This window comes from Pseudomonas sp. URMO17WK12:I9, assembly GCF_900230165.1.
Taxonomy (GTDB): Bacteria; Pseudomonadota; Gammaproteobacteria; order Pseudomonadales; family Pseudomonadaceae; genus Aquipseudomonas; species Aquipseudomonas fulva.
Genome location: NZ_OCMQ01000004.1, coordinates 23368 through 39271, shown reverse-complemented (window position 1 = coordinate 39271; position 15904 = coordinate 23368). Strand labels below are relative to the sequence as shown.

Annotated in this window: 15 protein-coding genes; 5 read left to right on the top strand and 10 right to left on the bottom strand. The window is 64.7% G+C overall.

Translation table 11 applies throughout. The features are described from left to right. Positions 1-65: 65 nt before the first annotated feature. From CRP40_RS10395 to CRP40_RS10375, 5 genes are all read right to left on the bottom strand, one after another. The gene (locus CRP40_RS10395; RefSeq protein WP_027915337.1) at positions 66-1181 is read right to left on the bottom strand and encodes a succinylglutamate desuccinylase/aspartoacylase family protein; all 1116 of its coding nucleotides are present in this window, start codon (positions 1179-1181) and stop codon (positions 66-68) included. A gap of 115 nt (positions 1182-1296) precedes the next feature. Further along, on the bottom strand, positions 1297-2955 hold the full coding sequence (locus CRP40_RS10390; protein ID WP_027915336.1) for an ATP-dependent DNA ligase: 1659 nt from the start codon (positions 2953-2955) through the stop codon (positions 1297-1299). After that, the gene (locus CRP40_RS10385; RefSeq protein WP_023535285.1) at positions 2952-3968 is read right to left on the bottom strand and encodes a ligase-associated DNA damage response exonuclease; all 1017 of its coding nucleotides are present in this window, start codon (positions 3966-3968) and stop codon (positions 2952-2954) included. Before CRP40_RS10385 ends, CRP40_RS10390 begins: the two co-directional genes overlap by 4 nt. Positions 3969-4082: 114 nt before the next feature. Next, positions 4083-6524 (bottom strand): penicillin acylase family protein, encoded by a 2442-nt coding sequence (locus CRP40_RS10380; protein WP_027915335.1) that lies wholly within the window; start codon positions 6522-6524, stop codon positions 4083-4085. 190 nt (positions 6525-6714) lie between these two features. Continuing rightward, positions 6715-8055, bottom strand: coding sequence for a PLP-dependent aminotransferase family protein (locus CRP40_RS10375; RefSeq protein ID WP_027915334.1), 1341 nt, complete (start codon positions 8053-8055; stop codon positions 6715-6717). Positions 8056-8186: 131 nt separating this feature from the next. Between CRP40_RS10375 and CRP40_RS10370 the strand changes: the two genes are divergently transcribed. Further along, the gene (locus CRP40_RS10370; RefSeq protein WP_027915333.1) at positions 8187-9404 is read left to right on the top strand and encodes an MFS transporter; all 1218 of its coding nucleotides are present in this window, start codon (positions 8187-8189) and stop codon (positions 9402-9404) included. 37 nt (positions 9405-9441) lie between these two features. Here the strand turns inward: CRP40_RS10370 and CRP40_RS10365 are convergent, their stop codons facing one another. Genes CRP40_RS10365 through CRP40_RS10350 form a run of 4 tightly spaced genes read right to left on the bottom strand, consistent with a single transcriptional unit; the run spans position 9442 to position 11105 of the window. After that, positions 9442-9645, bottom strand: a complete 204-nt coding sequence (locus tag CRP40_RS10365; RefSeq protein WP_027915332.1) for an SEC-C metal-binding domain-containing protein — start codon at positions 9643-9645, stop codon at positions 9442-9444. A 7-nt stretch (positions 9646-9652) separates the two neighbouring features. Then, positions 9653-10129, bottom strand: a complete 477-nt coding sequence (locus tag CRP40_RS10360; protein WP_027915331.1) for an LEA type 2 family protein — start codon at positions 10127-10129, stop codon at positions 9653-9655. A 2-nt stretch (positions 10130-10131) separates the two neighbouring features. After that, on the bottom strand, positions 10132-10608 hold the full coding sequence (locus CRP40_RS10355; RefSeq protein ID WP_027915330.1) for a YchJ family protein: 477 nt from the start codon (positions 10606-10608) through the stop codon (positions 10132-10134). A gap of 2 nt (positions 10609-10610) precedes the next feature. Further along, a complete protein-coding gene (locus CRP40_RS10350) occupies positions 10611-11105 on the bottom strand; it encodes a DUF6231 family protein (protein WP_027915329.1) in 495 nt (164 codons plus the stop codon). Positions 11106-11263: 158 nt separating this feature from the next. Between CRP40_RS10350 and CRP40_RS10345 the strand changes: the two genes are divergently transcribed. From CRP40_RS10345 to CRP40_RS10335, 3 genes are all read left to right on the top strand, one after another. Then, entirely contained in the window at positions 11264-11968 is a 705-nt protein-coding gene (locus tag CRP40_RS10345) for an OmpA family protein (protein WP_027915328.1), read from the top strand. A 177-nt stretch (positions 11969-12145) separates the two neighbouring features. After that, complete coding sequence (locus CRP40_RS10340) at positions 12146-12421, top strand: DUF1145 domain-containing protein (RefSeq protein WP_027915327.1); 276 nt, start codon at positions 12146-12148, stop codon at positions 12419-12421. Beyond that, on the top strand, positions 12414-13172 hold the full coding sequence (locus CRP40_RS10335) for a hypothetical protein (protein WP_027915326.1): 759 nt from the start codon (positions 12414-12416) through the stop codon (positions 13170-13172). Before CRP40_RS10340 ends, CRP40_RS10335 begins: the two co-directional genes overlap by 8 nt. Positions 13173-13187: 15 nt before the next feature. Here the strand turns inward: CRP40_RS10335 and CRP40_RS10330 are convergent, their stop codons facing one another. Continuing rightward, entirely contained in the window at positions 13188-13652 is a 465-nt protein-coding gene (locus CRP40_RS10330; protein WP_027915325.1) for a CopD family protein, read from the bottom strand. Between the two features lie 98 nt (positions 13653-13750). Between CRP40_RS10330 and dinG the strand changes: the two genes are divergently transcribed. Further along, positions 13751-15895 carry an ATP-dependent DNA helicase DinG gene (gene dinG / locus CRP40_RS10325; RefSeq protein ID WP_027915324.1) on the top strand — a complete coding sequence of 715 codons (2145 nt, stop codon included), beginning with the start codon at positions 13751-13753 and terminating at the stop codon, positions 15893-15895. The last annotated feature ends 9 nt before the right edge of the window (positions 15896-15904 follow it).

The window sequence follows — 15904 nt, the reverse complement described above, 5'->3', positions numbered from 1 at the left end:
CAGGCAGGCAGTCCCTCGAAGGCTGTGCTTCTAAAGACCACCGCTGCAAGGTATTGGTTTACTTGTCAGTTGGCCAGCAGATTGCCGCTGCGGCACACCTGCTCGCCGGCCACATGGGCGATCACCATGCCTGCCGTGGCCATGCGCCGCACACTGCGCGCATACAGCAGTCCAGGCTGGCTGTTGCGCAGGGGCATGACGCGATCACTGAGCGGGTCGATGACCTCGGCAATCAGTTGACCTGCCTCCAGGTACTGCCCTGGCTTGGCGTGGTACACCAGCAACCCGCCCGCCGCAGCCGTGATCGGCTCCACAGCAGCCAGTGGCGTGGCTGGCCAGCGCAAGGGCGGCAGGGCAGGGGCATTGCCCTGGATAACGCCAGCATGGGTCAGGAAGTCGAGAATGGCCTGGCAGTCCTGACGCGCCAGGTCATGGCTCACATCAGCCTGACCGCGCAGTTCGAGGGTGACCGAACACGTGCCTGCCGGGATGGGGAAGCGTTTGCCAAAGCGCTGTTGCAGTTGCCACCACAGCAGGCTGAAGCACTCGTCAAATGACTGCCCGCCCGAATCAGTCGCCAATAGGCTGGCCTGGACACCCAGGTAACGGGCCAAGGGCTCGAACTGCGGCCAGGCGTCTGGAGTGGTGTAGAGGTGTTCGACGGCCTCGAAGTCGCAGTGCAGGTCCAGAACCAGGTCGGCATCGCACGCCAGGCGCTGCAGGATCAGGCGCTGCGCTTGCAGGGGGGTACGTGCCGGATGGGCATCCAGGCCGCGGCGCAGGTATTCGCGGATCAGTGCCTGGTTGTGGAGCGGGTCCTGGGTCAGGTGGGCCTCGACCTGATCACCGATGGTGTCTGACAGGTCGACGAAATTGCGGTTGAAGTTCTCGCCACTTTGCAACTCGAACCGGCCCAGCGGGGCGTCGAGCAGCACCTGCTCAAGGCCCACTGGGTTGGCGACCGGCACCAGGATAACCTCGCACTGCAGGTGGCCTTGCTGGTCCAATTCCAGCAACTGGCGCTTGAGGTGCCAGGCCACCAGCATGCCGGGCAATTCGTCGGCATGCAGCGAGGCCTGGATGTACACCTTGCGACCACTGCGTGGCCCGAAGTGAAAACTGTGCAGTTGGCGGGTTACCCCAGGAACAGGGGAAAGAATGTCGTGGGTCGAGTGGTGCATGATGGTCCTGAATACGGGGCTGTACGGTCTGGGGCACGGGTTGAGCCTTCAGATGAAAGCACAGTTTCGCCGCCAGCGCCTCACGCCAGCCCCTCGCCGCCACCTGCGATCCCGATCAGGCCAGCAAGGCCTGCAAGGTCGCCAAGTCGTCAGCCTCCTCGACAGGCTTGTCCAGACGCCAGCGCAACATGCGCGGAAAGCGCACGGCAATGCCGCTCTTGTGGCGCTTGGACAGGGCGATGCCTTCAAAGCCCAGCTCGAACACCAGCGTAGGCGTGACGCTGCGCACTGGGCCGAAGGTTTCCTGGGTGGTCTTGCGCACGATGGCATCGACCTTGCGCATCTCCTCGTCGGTCAGGCCGGAATAGGCCTTGGCGAAGGGGATCAGCGTGCGGTCCGGGGTGCCGGCAGGGCTGTCCCAGACCGCGAAGGTGTAGTCGCTGTACAAGCTGGCGCGCCGTCCGTGACCCCGCTGGGCGTAGATCAGCACGGCATCGACGCTGAACGGGTCGATCTTCCACTTCCACCAGGTGCCCATGTCCTTGGTGCGGCCAACGCTATACAGGGCCTCGCGCTGCTTGAGCATCATGCCTTCCACGCCCAGGCTGCGTGACTGCTCCCGCTGCCGGGCAAGGTCCGCCCAATCGGGCCCTTCGAGCAGTGGGGAGAGCAATACAGGTGCCAGTGGGGAGGCCTCAAGCACGCGCTCGAGCTGCGCGCGCCGTTCATGCTGCGGGCGACTGCGCCAGTCCTCGCCTTGCCACTCCAGCAAGTCATAGGCCTGCAACACCACCGGGGCATCGCTCAGCAATTTCTTGCCCAAGGTCTTGCGACCCAGGCGCTGCTGCAGCAGGGCAAAGGGCTGCACGGACGCCTCTGCCTTGGCATCGCTCGCTTTCCAGACCAGGATCTCGCCATCGAGCACCACGCCATCGGGCAGGGTCTGGGCCAGGCTCTGCAACTCGGGAAAACGTTCGGTGACCAGCTCCTCGCCGCGCGACCAGACCCACAACTGCCCGTCGCGCTTGACCACCTGTGCCCGGATGCCATCCCACTTCCATTCGATTTGCCAAGCGCTGGGCGGCCCGAGCAGCGTATCGAACTGTTCGACCGGGGCTTGCAGTGGGTGCGCGAGAAAGAACGGATACGGCTGCCCACCACGCTGGCTATGCTCGTCGGCAGATTCGGGCGCGATCAGTTGAAGGTAGCGCTCGGCGGTTGGCCGGTGGCTGATGTCGGTATACCCGACCAGCCGCTGGGCTATCCGCTTGGCATCCAGCTCCGCCAACTGGGCCAGGGCACGCGTGACCAGCAGCTTCGATACGCCGACGCGGAAACTGCCGGTGATCAGCTTCAGGCACAGCATCAGGCTGGGGCGATCCAGCCGTGCCCACAAAGGTGGCAGACGTTGCTGGAGCTCTTCCGGGGGCAGGCCGCGCAACGGCAGCAGGTAGCTTTCGACCCAGTGCGCCAGGCCTTCGTCATCGCCCTCCTGGGTGTCGGGCAGCAGCAGCGAAATGGTCTCGGCCAGGTCGCCTACCGCCTGGTAGCTTTCCTCGAACAGCCAGTCCGGCAGCCCTGCCATCGCGCCGGCCAGTTCGCGCAGTACCCGAGTGGGTACCAATTGACGCGGCCGCCCGCCCGCCAGGAAATACACCGCCCAGGCGGCGTCCTGGGCCGGTGCGCTGGCGAAGTATTCACGCAGGGCCTGGAGCTTGGCATTGCTGGAGGTGGTGCCATCGAGGCGCAGGTACAGTTCGGCGAAGGCTTTCATGCGCCCGTCTCCCCAGCTGTAGCGTCATCTTCCTCACCGTATTCGGTAACGAATGCGCGGGCGTCGAGCCCCTGTTCATTCAGGTAGCGCACCAGCACGCCCACCGATCCATGGGTGACCATGACCCGTTCGGCGCCGGTCTGGCCGATGGCCCACAGCAGCCCAGGCCAATCGGCGTGGTCCGAGAGCACGAAGCCCCGGTCCACACCGCGTCTGCGCCGGGTGCCGCGCAGCAGCATCCAGCCACTGGCGAACGCGTCGCTGTAATCGCCGAAGCGTCGCATCCAGCTGCTGCCGCCAGCGGACGGCGGGGCCATCACCAGGGCGGTGCGCAATAGCGGGTCGTTGCGTGCAATATCGCCGGCATAGCGGGTTTCAGGTAAATACACGCCCGCTTCGCGATACACCCTGTTCAGCGGCTCGACGGCGCCGTGCACCAGAATCGAGCCGATGCTGGGGTCCAGGCCATGCAGGATGCGCTGCGCCTTGCCGAAGGCGTAGCAGAACAGCACGCTGGCCTTGCCCTGTTCGCTGTTGGCCCGCCACCAGGCGTTGATCCCGGCGAACACATCCGCCTGGGTCGGCCAACGGTAGATGGGCAGGCCAAACGTCGATTCGGTGATGAAGGTATGGCAGCGTACGGGCTCGAACGGCGCGCAGGTGCCGTCGGGCTCGACCTTGTAGTCGCCCGACGCCACCCACACCTCGCCTTGATACTCGAGGCGCACCTGCGCCGACCCCAGCACATGCCCGGCAGGGTGCAGGCTCAAGGTCACGCCGTGGTGCAACAGGCGCTCGCCGTAGGGCAGGGTCTGCAAATTGATGTCCATGCCCAGGCGGCTGCGCAGGATGCCGGCGCCCGGGTCTGCGGTGAGGTAGTGGCGATTGCCGGAACGCGAGTGGTCACCGTGGCCATGGGTGATCACGGCGCGGTCTACCGGCCGCCAGGGATCGATGTAGAAATCGCCGGGCGGGCAGTACAGGCCTTCGGGTCGAGCGATGACGAGGTCCATGGCACACGCACTGGTAGGGAGTTACCAGTTAGGAGCCGCAGCGGCCAGGGGAAGTTCGACCGGTGGTTTCTTCACCCCTTGACCGCCGCAAGCGCTGCACGCCGCCGGCCGTTTCTACTTGCCCGGTACCAGGGTCAGGCGCTGGGTGCCATAGGCACGCGCGAAGTGCTGAGGCGCAAGGGGCATGACAGCGAAGCGGCCCTTGAACCAGGCCTCAAGGCCATCCCCGTAATGTGGGCTGGCCGGATTGCCGGACTGGCCGCTGCTGGTCAGCACCTGGAGGGGTTCAGCCTGGCTGAAGTCCACGATCAGCCGCGCCGATGCCGGCAGGCGGGTGACGAAGTCGCTTCCCCAGGCGTAGGGGGTGAAGGCAAGCGTGCTGAAGTCGCCGCCTGCAGGCTGCGCAGGGCGGCTGATGGCATCACCCAGCCCATGGTAGGCCGGTGCAGGCCATTGGTATTGGTGCAGTTTGCCCCATTGCCAGGCGCTGCGGTCGGTGCCCAGTTGGGCGATGCCCGTGTCCATTGCCGCGACCAGGCTGCGGGCCAGGATGGCGGGTTTGTCTTCCTTCTGTGGCGTACTGCGGTCGTCCCAGAACGGGCTGTCATCCCGGCCCAGCAGGTGATCGGCCTGTGCCGAGAACGACAAGCGTGCATTGCTGACCAATGCCTGCCAGGCCGCTCCCGCTTCCGGTCCCAAGTCATCGAGGAATGTCTGACGGGCGACAGCCTGGAGGAACAGGGCGTACAGCGCAGCATCTGCCGACACTGGGCTCAAGCGACCATCGAATGCCTTGAGCCTAGCCAGCGCCGTACGGGCCTTTTCGCGCTGATCGGCGGGCAAGGCATTGATGGCCTGCTGCAGCGGGCCTGCCATGCCTGGCGCTTCGAACATCTGCTTGAGCTTGCCGGCCAACAAGGTGACCTGGTCGTTCTGCAGCGCCATCAGGCTGCGGCTATCAAGGCGGCCACTGCCGGCGAGCTGGCCCAGGCGCTCGGCACGCTCCGGGTAGTACCAACTGCTCGACAGCTGCATGCCGTAGCCGCGCGGCAGGCTGCGCTGGTTGGCGTGGCCGATCCAGCCAGCGGTCGGGTCCTGATCGTATGGGTGCAGCATGGGGTCGGCATAGCCATCCCAGTCATAGCGCCCGTCCCACCCCGGCGAAGGCAACAGGCCTTGGCCTTCTCGGCGATTGGGGTAGCGCCCGCTCACCTGCCAGCCAATGTGCGATGCTTCGGCGAAGACGAAGTTCAGCGCCGCAGCCGTGACATCACGGGTGCTGTCGAATGCGCGCTCCACGGTCTTGGCGCGGGTCAGGTCGAACAGTGCATCAAGGCTGCGATCGCCCTTGAACTGCGGCAGGTTCAGTGCAAGGCCCAGGCTGGCATTGCCCGACTGGCCAAGTAGCGTGCCATGGCGGGTGTCGTGCATCACTTCGCGCACTGGGCGCTCGCCGCGCACCAGGAAGGTCTCGGTGTGCGCCCTGGCTGCAACCCATTTGCCGTCCGCCAGGTAACTGACCTGATTGCCCTGGTGGCGCAGTTTTTCCAGGAACAGGTCCTGGTTGTCGGCCATCACCGCGCTGCTGGTCCAGGCCAGCTGGCCGTTGTAGCCAGCCAGCACGATCGGCAGGCCCGGCAGCGACAGGCCGGCCACTTGGTACTTGCTGGAGTGGATCTGCACCGGGCTCAGCGCCCAGGCTGCACGGCTGTCGCTGGCCAGCAGGCTCTTGCCGCTGCGGCTGCGTTGCGGGCCGATGGCCAGGTTGGCCGAACCGGGACTGCCCAGCAGATCAAGGTCGCCCAGTTTTTGACTGGCAGCTGCCAGGGCAGACAACCCCGGCAACTGACTGGCAAGGTCCAGGCCCTTGAGCTTGGCTGCTTCGCCTTCGGGAAGCGGTTCGTCGGCAGCACCGGGTAGCAGCCAGGCCAGCTTGTCGCTGCCGACTTTCTGCGCCAGGGTCAATGCACTGATCTCTTCTTGCAGGTTGACCGACTGACTGAAGGCATACAGCGAAAACATCAGCGCGCAGTCTTCGGGCTTCCAGTACTCGGGGCGGTAGCCGCTGTTGGCCAGGTCCGCTGGCAGCTTGTCGCGGTAGCGGAACAGGTAGGCGTTGACCCCGCGCGCATAGACGTCGAAGAAGCGCTTGAGCCGTGGCGATGCGTCGGCGTACAGCTGCGCCGCGCTTTGCTTGAGGTTGGCCGCCCGCATCAAGCGGTCGATATCCACTGCATCACGGCCGGCCACTTCAGCCATGCGCCCTTGGGCGAGCAACCGCATGGCGACCATCTGCTCGATCCGGTCCCCGGCATGCACGTACCCCAAGGTGAAGAGCGCGTCATGGAACGAGCTGCTCTCGATCAGCGGAGCGCCCATGGCATTGCGCCTGACCGACACGTTCTGGGCCAGGCCCTTGAGCGGCTGCACGCCGCTGGACGGCGGCAGGCTGTCCTGTTGGGCGGTGGTCTGGCAACCGGCCAGGCCAAGTGAACCGAGCAGCAGGGCAGCCGTTGCAGCGCGCGGGCGGAAAAAGAAAAGGGCGGGGGCGGCCATGGCAAGGCTCCTGCAAGGCGTAGCGGGTATGGAAAGGCGCTAAGGTAGTGAGCAGGCCGCCTGGGTGCAAGGCCTGCCCCGGCTTTATTTCGGCACACTGCCCCAGCGGTGGATGAGTGGCAGGACTCTGTCGGCAATTTGCCAATCCGTGGCCATGACGCTGGGGTACCCAAGCGCGCCTTGCAGTGGGTCAAACCTCGAAATGCTCAGCCATGGCGTCGGAAAAGTGCGTGCAGTTGATGCGGGTGTACTGCACATAGTTACGTGTGATCGCAAAGGATTCGCCAGGCATGAGCAGCACATCGTGCTGTTCGAGTTGGCGCACGAACGGATGCAGGTCGGCGATATCGGGGTGATGGACCCACAGAAACATGCCGCCTTGGGGCGTGATATCGAAGCGCCAACCGCGGTCTGTCAGCGTGCGCTGGGTCTGAACCTGCTGTCGAATCAGGCGTTGCTGCAGATCGCTCATGTGCCTGGCGTAGGTGCCGTCGGTGAGGATGGTGTTGACGAAGCGCTCGCAGAACGCAGGCACCGCCACGCAGGTGAGCAGTTTCAGGCGCATGAGCGGTTCGACCAGTGCAGCCGGGCAAGCGATGTAGCCCACGCGTAGCGAGGCGGACAGGCATTTGGAGAAACTGCCGATATAGATGACCTGCTGCAGGTTGTCCAAGCCGGCGAAGGTCTGGCGTACACCCGGGCTGAAGTCGCCATAGACATCGTCTTCGACGATGTAGAAGCCGTGTTCGATCGCCAGTCTCAGCACGCCGAAGGCGTTGTGCGGGCTGACGTTGCTGCCGGTGGGGTTGTGGAATGTGCTGTTGCAGAAGAATGCCTTGACCTTGTGCTGGACCAGGTGCCGCTGCATGTCCTCAAGGTCCGGGCCGTCTTGCAGCCGACGGATGCCGATCACGTGCCCGCCGGCCAGCTGGATCAGCTTGATCAGGTTACCGTTGCAGGGCTCGTCGACGAACACGTGGTCGCCAGGGGCGATCAGCAGACGGGCCACCAGGTCCAGGGCCTGGGTGGCGCCCAATGTGCTGAGTAATTGCTGTGGACCTACATCGATCTGGGTCATGCGCCGCAGGTGCACGCACAGCTGCTTGCGCATGGGCAGGTAACCCTGGATGTCGCCGTAATCGGCCAGCGAGCTTTGTTCCAGGCGCGCCGTGCGACGCACAGCCTTGGCCAGCAGCTCGGTGTCGCGCCAGGCAGGGGGCAGCCAACCGCAGCCGAGCTTGGTGTAGTGCTGGCCGCCTTGCAGCAGTTTGAACAGCGCGTCCCCGGCCATATGCCCAGGTGCCTCGTCTCTGGCTGGCGGCCGAGCGGTGCCGGCCACGAAATAGCCACGCCCTGGCACGGCCGTCAACAGCCCTTCGCTGACCAGGCGCCCATAGCTGGACACGACCTCGTGGTAGGTCGCACCCATGCTGGCCGTGAGCTTGCGAATCGACGGCATGCGTTGCCCTGGCAGCCATTCGCTGGCAGCCAGACGCTGCCGGAGTTGATGAAGCAGAGTGTCAGCACGCATCGACGGGTCCGCCAGTGTTAGAAAAAACAGCCTAACAGTTAGCTGGAAACCGCGTCGACTGTTCGCCCGTGCTCGGCCGATCAGTGAGAAGCTTCGGCGCATTCCATTCCTGCATCATCAGCGAGCACGCCATGACCGAAACCCTGCCAGCACGCATCTACCTGTATTTCATTGCGCAGTCGGTCAACCTCACCACGGCTGTGATGTCCGTGACCATGGCGGCCCTGGTCGGTGCTGCTCTGGCGCCCGATCCTGCGTGGTCAACGGTGCCCTACGGGTTTCAGTTTCTCTGCGTGATGCTGGCGACCTACCCGGTGTCGTGGCTGATGGGGCGCATCGGTCGTCGGCGCGCGTTCATGCTGGGTGCTCTACCCTTGGCCCTGTCCGGCGTCAGCGGGTTCCTGGCCGTGCAGCACCAGCACTTTGTTGCCCTGATACTCAGCCACTGCGCATTGGGGGTGTATATCGCGTTCGCCAACTTCAACCGGTTTGCCGCTACCGACAACCTGACGCAACACCTCAAAGCGCGGGCGCTCTCACTGGTGGTGGCAGGCGGAGTGATCGCGGCAGTGGTGGGGCCGGCCTTGACCGGTTGGCTCAGGGATGTGGGTGGGTATCCGCTGTTCTCGCTGTGCTACGCCGCCTTTGTCGGCCTGGCGCTCGTGTCGTGGTTGATAGCCCTTTGCTTGCCTAAAGAGAAACCGGTCAATCGCCCGCAGCAGGACCTGCGAGCGTGCGAGGTAGGGCAGCTTGCGTCACGCAGGGTGCTGGTGATGGCGATGAGCGTGGCAGCGCTGGGGTACGGCATCATGAACCTGTTGATGATCCAGGCTTCGCTGCACATGAAAGGTATGCACCAGGACTTCTCCGACGTGCGCATGGCCATCCAGTGGCATGTCGTGGCGATGTTTGCGCCTTCGTTCTTCACTGGCAGCATCATTCAACGGTTGGGCATCAAGGTGACGATCTGTGGCGGGTTGGGCCTGTTCGTGGTGAGCACGGCCTTGAACATGGGGTCTAGCAGTTATGCCGTGATGACGGCGGCACTGATAGCCCTGGGCCTGGGCTGGAACCTGACCTACGTGGGCGGGGGGGCGCTGCTGGCGCAGGCATTGCAAGATAGCCCGGGGGCGATGCGCCTGCAGGGCAAGAATGACCTGGCCATCGCCGTGTGTGCCACCCTCGGCGCCTTTACGCCATCCTTGTTGCTGGACACCGCAGGCTGGACGGGCACCAACGGTCTATGCATGGTGCTGTGCCTGGGGCTGTTGCTGGCCACCGCGCTTCGGTTGCCAGCCAAGCCAGGCACCTCGGCGCCCGGGCTGCAGACCGCACCGCGCCCGCGCTAACGGACAGGCGCAGTGCTGTCAAACGGCGGGGCGGCTATCAGGCGCCGTGGCACTTCTTGAATTTCTTTTCGCTGCCGCAGGGGCACGGGTCGTTGCGGCCAACATCCTTGAGGGCGTTGCGCACCGGCTCCTGGTGACCGTGGTTGCAGTGCGGCCCGTGGACGTGGCCGTGGCCGTGATCATGGTGATGATCGTGGTCGTGGTCGCAGTCAGGGCCGTGAACGTGAGGCTGTTGGGACATTGCAGGGTTACTCCAGGTAATGATCGCCGGGCATTATCTCACCACCGCGCAACAAGTGCAGGTTCCGATGGATCAACAGGCCGGTGCCCAGTTCGGCCTTGAGCGTGTACTTCAAAGGCTGGTGACTCTTGAGCATCTTGGCCAAGGGCTTGAGGCGCTGCCACAGGTTGGTTCGGGCGGTGATCTTGAAGGTGCGCTGGTCGTGCCCGCCAACACTGCGCCACAGGCTGGCTTCGTCTTCTGCCAGCAGCACATCGTTCAACCGCAGGGCATAGGACAGGTTGCGGATGAACAGGCGGCTGTCGTTGGGGTTTTCCACCCGCACGTGGAGCACGAATTCCTGTTGCAGCAGGCGGGCCTTGACCGTTTCCACCCTGACCAGGTGGATCTCCGGTTGCCGCCATGGCTCACCACCCCAGCTGACGCAGCCGGCCAGGAGCATCACCAACAAGGCAGGCAGCAGGACACGCAGGCGGGTCATCATGCTCAGCCACCCACATAGCTGGCGCAGCATTTCTTGAATTTCTGCCCGCTTTGGCAAGGGCAGGGATCGTTGCGCGTGGCGTTCAGGCCAACGGTGGGGTCGATGAAGTACCAGCGGCCATCGTGCTGCACGAAGGCTGAGCGCTCGCGGTGCTGGTGATCACCGTCCTGGTCGTGCCAGCGGGCAGTGAAGGTGACGAAGCCGTGTTCAGGCTGGCCACCGATCAGCTCGGCGTCTTCCACTTCCAGGCCCAGCCAGGTGCTCTGGGCACTCCAGGCGGCCATGGCGGCGCGATCGAGGCCGGCCTGTTGGGCTGGCAAGGTGGTCGCCACCAGGTAATCGACCAGCCCCAGCACATAGGCGCTGTAGCGTGAGCGCATCAGGGCTTGGGCGTCCGGTGCAGGCGTGCCGGCGTGGTAATGCCCGCAGCAGGCGTCGAGCAAGTTGCCACTGCCGCATGGACAGACCGAAACACTCATCATCACCACCAGTATTTGCCGAAGTTTTCAGGGTTGGCCCAGAACCGCGCATTCAGCCAGTCAGGGACCTGCTTGTAGTCATGTAGATCATAGGTGAACAGGCTCAGCACCTGCTGGTCGCGTTGAAACTTCTCACTGGCCGACAGGGCCAGGGCGAAGAAGTCCGTGTCTTGCCAGCCGCAGGCGGCCAGGTCGGCCAGCACTGCGACTCGACTGGCGTTGAGATTGCGAATGCCACCCAGCAGTTCCAACCCGTTGCGCTTGGGCAGGTGTTCCAGGCAATCGACCAGAAGCGCCAGGTCAAAGCGCTGGGCTGCCAGTTCAGCCGGCAGCGGGCCCGGCGGCGCGCACGCCAGGCTCGCTTGTGGGTGGGCCTGCAGGAAGGCGTCAAGTGCCGGGAACCGCGTGCCCACCAGCAACAGGCGTTGCGGGGACACGCGCTCGAGCAAGGCGGCAAGCGCCTGCTGCGGTGTGCGTTGGGAAAAACCGTCGGTCATTGCCAGTCCTCATCAAGATCAGCCAAGACTATCGGGCCAGAGCCTGTCGGCATAGGGCCGTGGCATCCGGTCATGGCAAATGGCTGGCAGGCTGTGCAAGCAGCGTCTTTACTGCCCTGATCGGCCACGATGCCGATCCCCCCAAAAGAGGCGATGAGATGAGCATAGTACGCACAGCTGTACCTCTGGTTCTGCTCACCAGTGTGTTGACTGGTTGCGCGGGTTTGCAAAAAACCGACTGGCCCAAGTGTGCGGCGGTCGGCGGTGTGGGCGGCGCAGCGCTGGGCGCGATCGAAAGCTCGAGCTGGGCAGGTTGGGGCGCACTGCTCGGGGGCGGCCTTGCAGCGGGGTATTGCTGGGCCCATGGTGATGGCGACGAAGACGGCGATGGCGTACCCGACAGCCGTGACAAGTGCCCAGGGACGCCGCGCGGCGTCCAGGTCGATGCCAACGGTTGCCCGCCGCCTGCACCGCAGGTCGAGGCCGTGGTCGTCGAGCAAGTGGTGGTCGAGAAAGAAGAGGTGATCGTCATCCGCGATGTGCATTTCGAATTCGACTCTGCACGGCTGACCGCCGCCGACAAGCAGCGCCTCAATACCATCGCTACGCGCCTGAAGCAGGAAGCGCCGTCGGCCCGCCTGAGCGTGAGCGGCCACACCGACAGCGTGGGTGCCGACAGCTACAACCAGAAACTTTCCGAGCGCCGTGCCCACTCGGTCACCGACTATCTGGTCGAAAGCGGCATCCCGCGCAACAGCTTCGTGTCCGTGGTCGGGGCTGGCGAATCCCAACCTGTGGCTGACAACGCCACCGCCGAGGGGCGTGCCATGAACCGTCGTACGGAGATCAAGATCCAGCGCTGAAGCAGCAGCGCCCGCCCAGCGTATCGGCGCGGGCGCTTTGCAAACGCCATAGACGGTAATGGCCGGTGCCCATACATTGCCAAGCGCAGTGTGCGCTGGCGTGAGTCCCGACCGAGCGGTTAATGTGAAATGGTCGCGTTGGCCATCCCGGCAGTACGCCATACGGTGGGGCAGAGCATGAAATTCATCTTGAGCCTGGGCAAGCTCCTGACCATAGTCTTCTGGGGTGTAGTGCTGTACAACCAGATGGTGCCGCAACCTGTGCCGCTGAACCTGTTGATCAACGCCACGGGCCTGTTGCTGGTGCTGCTGCATTTGCTCGAAATGCTGTTTTTCAATGCCAGTCTGCGCGGCCGTAGCCATCGCTGGTTCGACCGTTTGCAGATCCTGTTGACGGGCATTTTCCACATCATGTCCATCCCCCGCGCGCAAGAGGCGCCACGAAATGCGTAATCTGATGTTGTTCGCCCTGTTGGCTGCGCCGCTTGCGCAGGCACAGAACCTCGAAGTACCCGCCAATTCCATGCTGCGCTTGCCGACCAAGTCGGCCGAGGTGCATCTGGAGCAGCTCAGGGTGGCGGACGATGCCACCTTGCTGCTTCCCGCCACGCTCGCCTCGCTGACGGTCGATCGGCTGGAGCTGGGCCGTGATGCGCGTATCGCCGTGGCGCCGGCCGATACCCCGCTCCTGATCGAAGCGGCCAGTGCCAGCCTGGGTGAAGGCAGTGAGTTCAGTGCGCCGGGCGCGCCTGGGACTTATGAACGTGCCGCGCGTTCAGGGCGCGGGCTCGACCTCAAGCTTGCCCAGGTGCAGGGCGAACAACTGTCCATCGACGCCCGCGGCGGCGCGGGTGCGCCAGGGTTCGCCGGGCTCGATGGTGCCAACGGCCAGGCCGGTGGCTGCACCTGGGGCCGTGCCAGCCGCGGCTTCAACGGGGATGATGGCGGCAATGGCCACGACGGAGCACCGGGTGGTCGAATTCGCCTGAGCGTGCCCGAGGCCTTCCCTGCCGAGCGCATCAGGGTGCGCCTGGACGGTGGCGCGCCGGGCAAGCCTGGGGCAGCAGGCCAGGCGGGCAAGGGCGGTGCGAGCAAGGGTTGCCTGGTCTACCGCACCTCGCCGGGCAACAGTGGCCGCGCCGGGCAACCCGGTCAGCCAGGCCTTGCCGGGGCTGCCGGCGAGCTGATCCTGCAGCGACTCTGATCGCTGCGGGTACGCTCAGAACATCAGGCGGGCACTGGCCACGGCGACCACGGCCAGGCCCAGCAGCAGGTTCACCCCCACCATCCGGCGGATGCGCCCCAGCACGGCCGCCGCGCCTGGCCAGTCCTCGGCCTGGACCGCCGTTTTCATTTCTGGCAGCAGCAACGCCTGGATGCGCATGAACAGGGCGAACATGACGATACCGCCCCCGATCATCACCTGGACATACCGCGGCGCGGTTTCGAAGCCATTGAAGCGCAGGTGAATCATGCCCACGCCGCTTATCGCCAGAATCGCCACGGCCACCCAGACCCAGCCGAAGAAGCGTCGGAAAACTTCCACCCACAACCGCAGCCTGGCAGGCCCGTCCAGCGCTGCAACCGTTGCCGGGCGCAGCACCATCCAGGCGAAGAACATGCCACCCACCCACACCAGGGCGGCCAGAACGTGCAGGGTGTAGGGCAGGGCAAAGGCAGTCATCCGGATCTCCATGCGGCATAAACAGCGTGAGCGGGGTATGATAGCCGCCCTATGCGCGATACTGAAAATATATCCAGCCCTTCGGGCGCCTGCACACCATGATCAGCACTGAACTCAAAGCCACCATCCAGGGCGCCTACACGCGATTTCTCGAAGCCAAGAGCCTCAAGCCGCGTTACGGCCAGCGCCTGATGATCGCCGAGGTGGCCAAGGTCCTCGGGGATATTCCCTGCGACGACGAAGGCCGCCGTGCCGGCGAGCCCGCCGTCGTGGCGGTGGAGGCGGGCACCGGTACCGGCAAGACGGTCGCCTACAGCCTGGCGGCCATTCCGGCGGCCAAGGCGGCAGGCAAGCGCCTGGTCATCGCCACCGCGACCGTGGCGCTGCAGGAGCAGATCGTCTTCAAGGACCTGCCTGACCTGATGCGCAACAGCGGGCTGAATTTCAGCTTTGCCCTGGCCAAGGGACGGGGCCGCTACCTGTGCCTGTCCAAGCTCGACATCCTGGTCCAGGAAGGTCATGCCCAGACGTCCCAGGCGCAGCTGCTGGAGGAAGAAGGCTTTCGCATCGACGTGGACGAGCGCAGCCTGAAGCTGTTCAACAGCATGATCGAAAAGCTGGCCGGCAACCGCTGGGACGGTGATCGCGACAGTTGGCCAGAGAGCCTCGAAGACGAGGACTGGGCACGGCTGACCACCGACCACAGCCAGTGCACCGGCCGCCACTGCCCCAACTTCCAGCAGTGCGTGTTCTACAAGGCCCGTGAAGGCATGGGCAAGGTAGACGTGATCGTCACCAACCACGACATGGTGCTGGCCGACCTGGCGCTGGGCGGCGGTGCGGTGCTCCCGGCCCCCCGCGACACCATGTACGTGTTCGACGAAGGGCATCACCTGCCAGACAAGGCCATCGGCCACTTCGCTCATTATTCACGGCTGCGTTCGACGGCCGACTGGCTCGAGCAGACCGCCAAGAACCTGACCAAGCTGCTGGCCCAGCACCCCCTGCCGGGTGACCTGGGCAAGCTGATCGAACAGGTCCCTGAGCTTGCCCGCGAAATCCGCACCCAGCAGCAGTTCATGTTCACGCTGTGCGAGCAGGTGGCCGATTTTCGTCCAGGAGAGGACAACGAAGGCCGAGAACGCCCTCGCTATCGTTTTCCAGGTGGCGTGGTGCCCGATGAAATCCGCGAGGTTGGCGTCGAGCTGAAAAAAGGCTTCGCCCGCCTGAACGATGTGTTCACCCGCCTGACCGACCTGCTCAAGGAAGGCATGGGCGGCGAGGTCAGCATTGGCATCGCCAGCCACCAGGCCGAGGAGTGGTACCCGCTGTTCGGTAGCCTGCAGACCCGTGCCCAGGGCAACTGGGAGTTGTGGACGGCGTTCACCGCCGAAGACCCCGAGGACAGCCCGCCCATGGCCCGCTGGCTTACCTTGGCCGAGAGCGGGGCCCTGTTCGATATCGAGGTCAATGCCAGCCCCATTTTGGCGGCCGAGATGCTGCGGCGCAGCTTGTGGAACGTGGCACACGGCGCCTTGGTCACCTCGGCGACCCTGACCGCGCTGGGCAAGTTCGACCGCTTTCGCATGCGCTCGGGATTGCCCCGCGATGCAGTTTCCTGCGTGGTGCCCAGCCCGTTCGTGCACGGTGATGCAGGCCTGCTGCGGGTACCGGACCTCAAGGCTGACCCCCGTGACGCCGCTGGCCACACCGCGGCTATCATCCGCGAGCTGCCGGGCATCGTCGAGGATGCCCGTGGTGCGCTGGTGTTGTTCTCGTCACGCAAGCAGATGCAGGATGTGTTCGATGGCCTGGACCGGGACTGGCGCAAGCTGGTGCTGATCCAGGGCAACCTGTCCAAGCAGGAAACCCTGAACAAGCACAAGGCCCGCGTCGACGACGGCCAGCACAGCGTGCTTTTCGGCCTGGCCAGCTTCGCCGAGGGCGTCGACTTGCCGGGGGCCTATTGCGAGCATGTGGTCATCGCCAAGATCCCGTTCGCCGTGCCTGACGACCCCGTCGAGGCCGCCTTGGCAGAATGGATCGAAGCGCGAGGCGGCAATCCGTTCATGGAAATTGCCGTACCCGATGCCTCGTTGCGCCTGATCCAGGCGTGTGGCCGACTGTTGCGCACCGAGCAGGACCGCGGTGTCATCACCTTGCTGGACCGGCGCCTGGTCACCCAGCGCTACGGCAAGGCTATCCTCAATGCGCTGCCGCCATTTCGGCGGGAGATTTCCTGACGGCCGGAG

Excerpts from the sequence above, each read along its gene's own strand:
- CRP40_RS10395 (WP_027915337.1), bottom strand. The coding sequence starts at position 1,181 with ATGCACCACTCGACCCACGACATTCTTTCCCCTGTTCCTGGGGTAACC.
- CRP40_RS10390 (WP_027915336.1), bottom strand. The coding sequence starts at position 2,955 with ATGAAAGCCTTCGCCGAACTGTACCTGCGCCTCGATGGCACCACCTCC.
- CRP40_RS10385 (WP_023535285.1), bottom strand. The coding sequence starts at position 3,968 with ATGGACCTCGTCATCGCTCGACCCGAAGGCCTGTACTGCCCGCCCGGC.
- CRP40_RS10380 (WP_027915335.1), bottom strand. The coding sequence starts at position 6,524 with ATGGCCGCCCCCGCCCTTTTCTTTTTCCGCCCGCGCGCTGCAACGGCT.
- CRP40_RS10375 (WP_027915334.1), bottom strand. The coding sequence starts at position 8,055 with ATGCGTGCTGACACTCTGCTTCATCAACTCCGGCAGCGTCTGGCTGCC.
- CRP40_RS10370 (WP_027915333.1), top strand. The coding sequence starts at position 8,187 with ATGACCGAAACCCTGCCAGCACGCATCTACCTGTATTTCATTGCGCAG.
- CRP40_RS10365 (WP_027915332.1), bottom strand. The coding sequence starts at position 9,645 with ATGTCCCAACAGCCTCACGTTCACGGCCCTGACTGCGACCACGACCAC.
- CRP40_RS10360 (WP_027915331.1), bottom strand. The coding sequence starts at position 10,129 with ATGATGACCCGCCTGCGTGTCCTGCTGCCTGCCTTGTTGGTGATGCTC.
- CRP40_RS10355 (WP_027915330.1), bottom strand. The coding sequence starts at position 10,608 with ATGAGTGTTTCGGTCTGTCCATGCGGCAGTGGCAACTTGCTCGACGCC.
- CRP40_RS10350 (WP_027915329.1), bottom strand. The coding sequence starts at position 11,105 with ATGACCGACGGTTTTTCCCAACGCACACCGCAGCAGGCGCTTGCCGCC.
- CRP40_RS10345 (WP_027915328.1), top strand. The coding sequence starts at position 11,264 with ATGAGCATAGTACGCACAGCTGTACCTCTGGTTCTGCTCACCAGTGTG.
- CRP40_RS10340 (WP_027915327.1), top strand. The coding sequence starts at position 12,146 with ATGAAATTCATCTTGAGCCTGGGCAAGCTCCTGACCATAGTCTTCTGG.
- CRP40_RS10335 (WP_027915326.1), top strand. The coding sequence starts at position 12,414 with ATGCGTAATCTGATGTTGTTCGCCCTGTTGGCTGCGCCGCTTGCGCAG.
- CRP40_RS10330 (WP_027915325.1), bottom strand. The coding sequence starts at position 13,652 with ATGACTGCCTTTGCCCTGCCCTACACCCTGCACGTTCTGGCCGCCCTG.
- dinG (WP_027915324.1), top strand. The coding sequence starts at position 13,751 with ATGATCAGCACTGAACTCAAAGCCACCATCCAGGGCGCCTACACGCGA.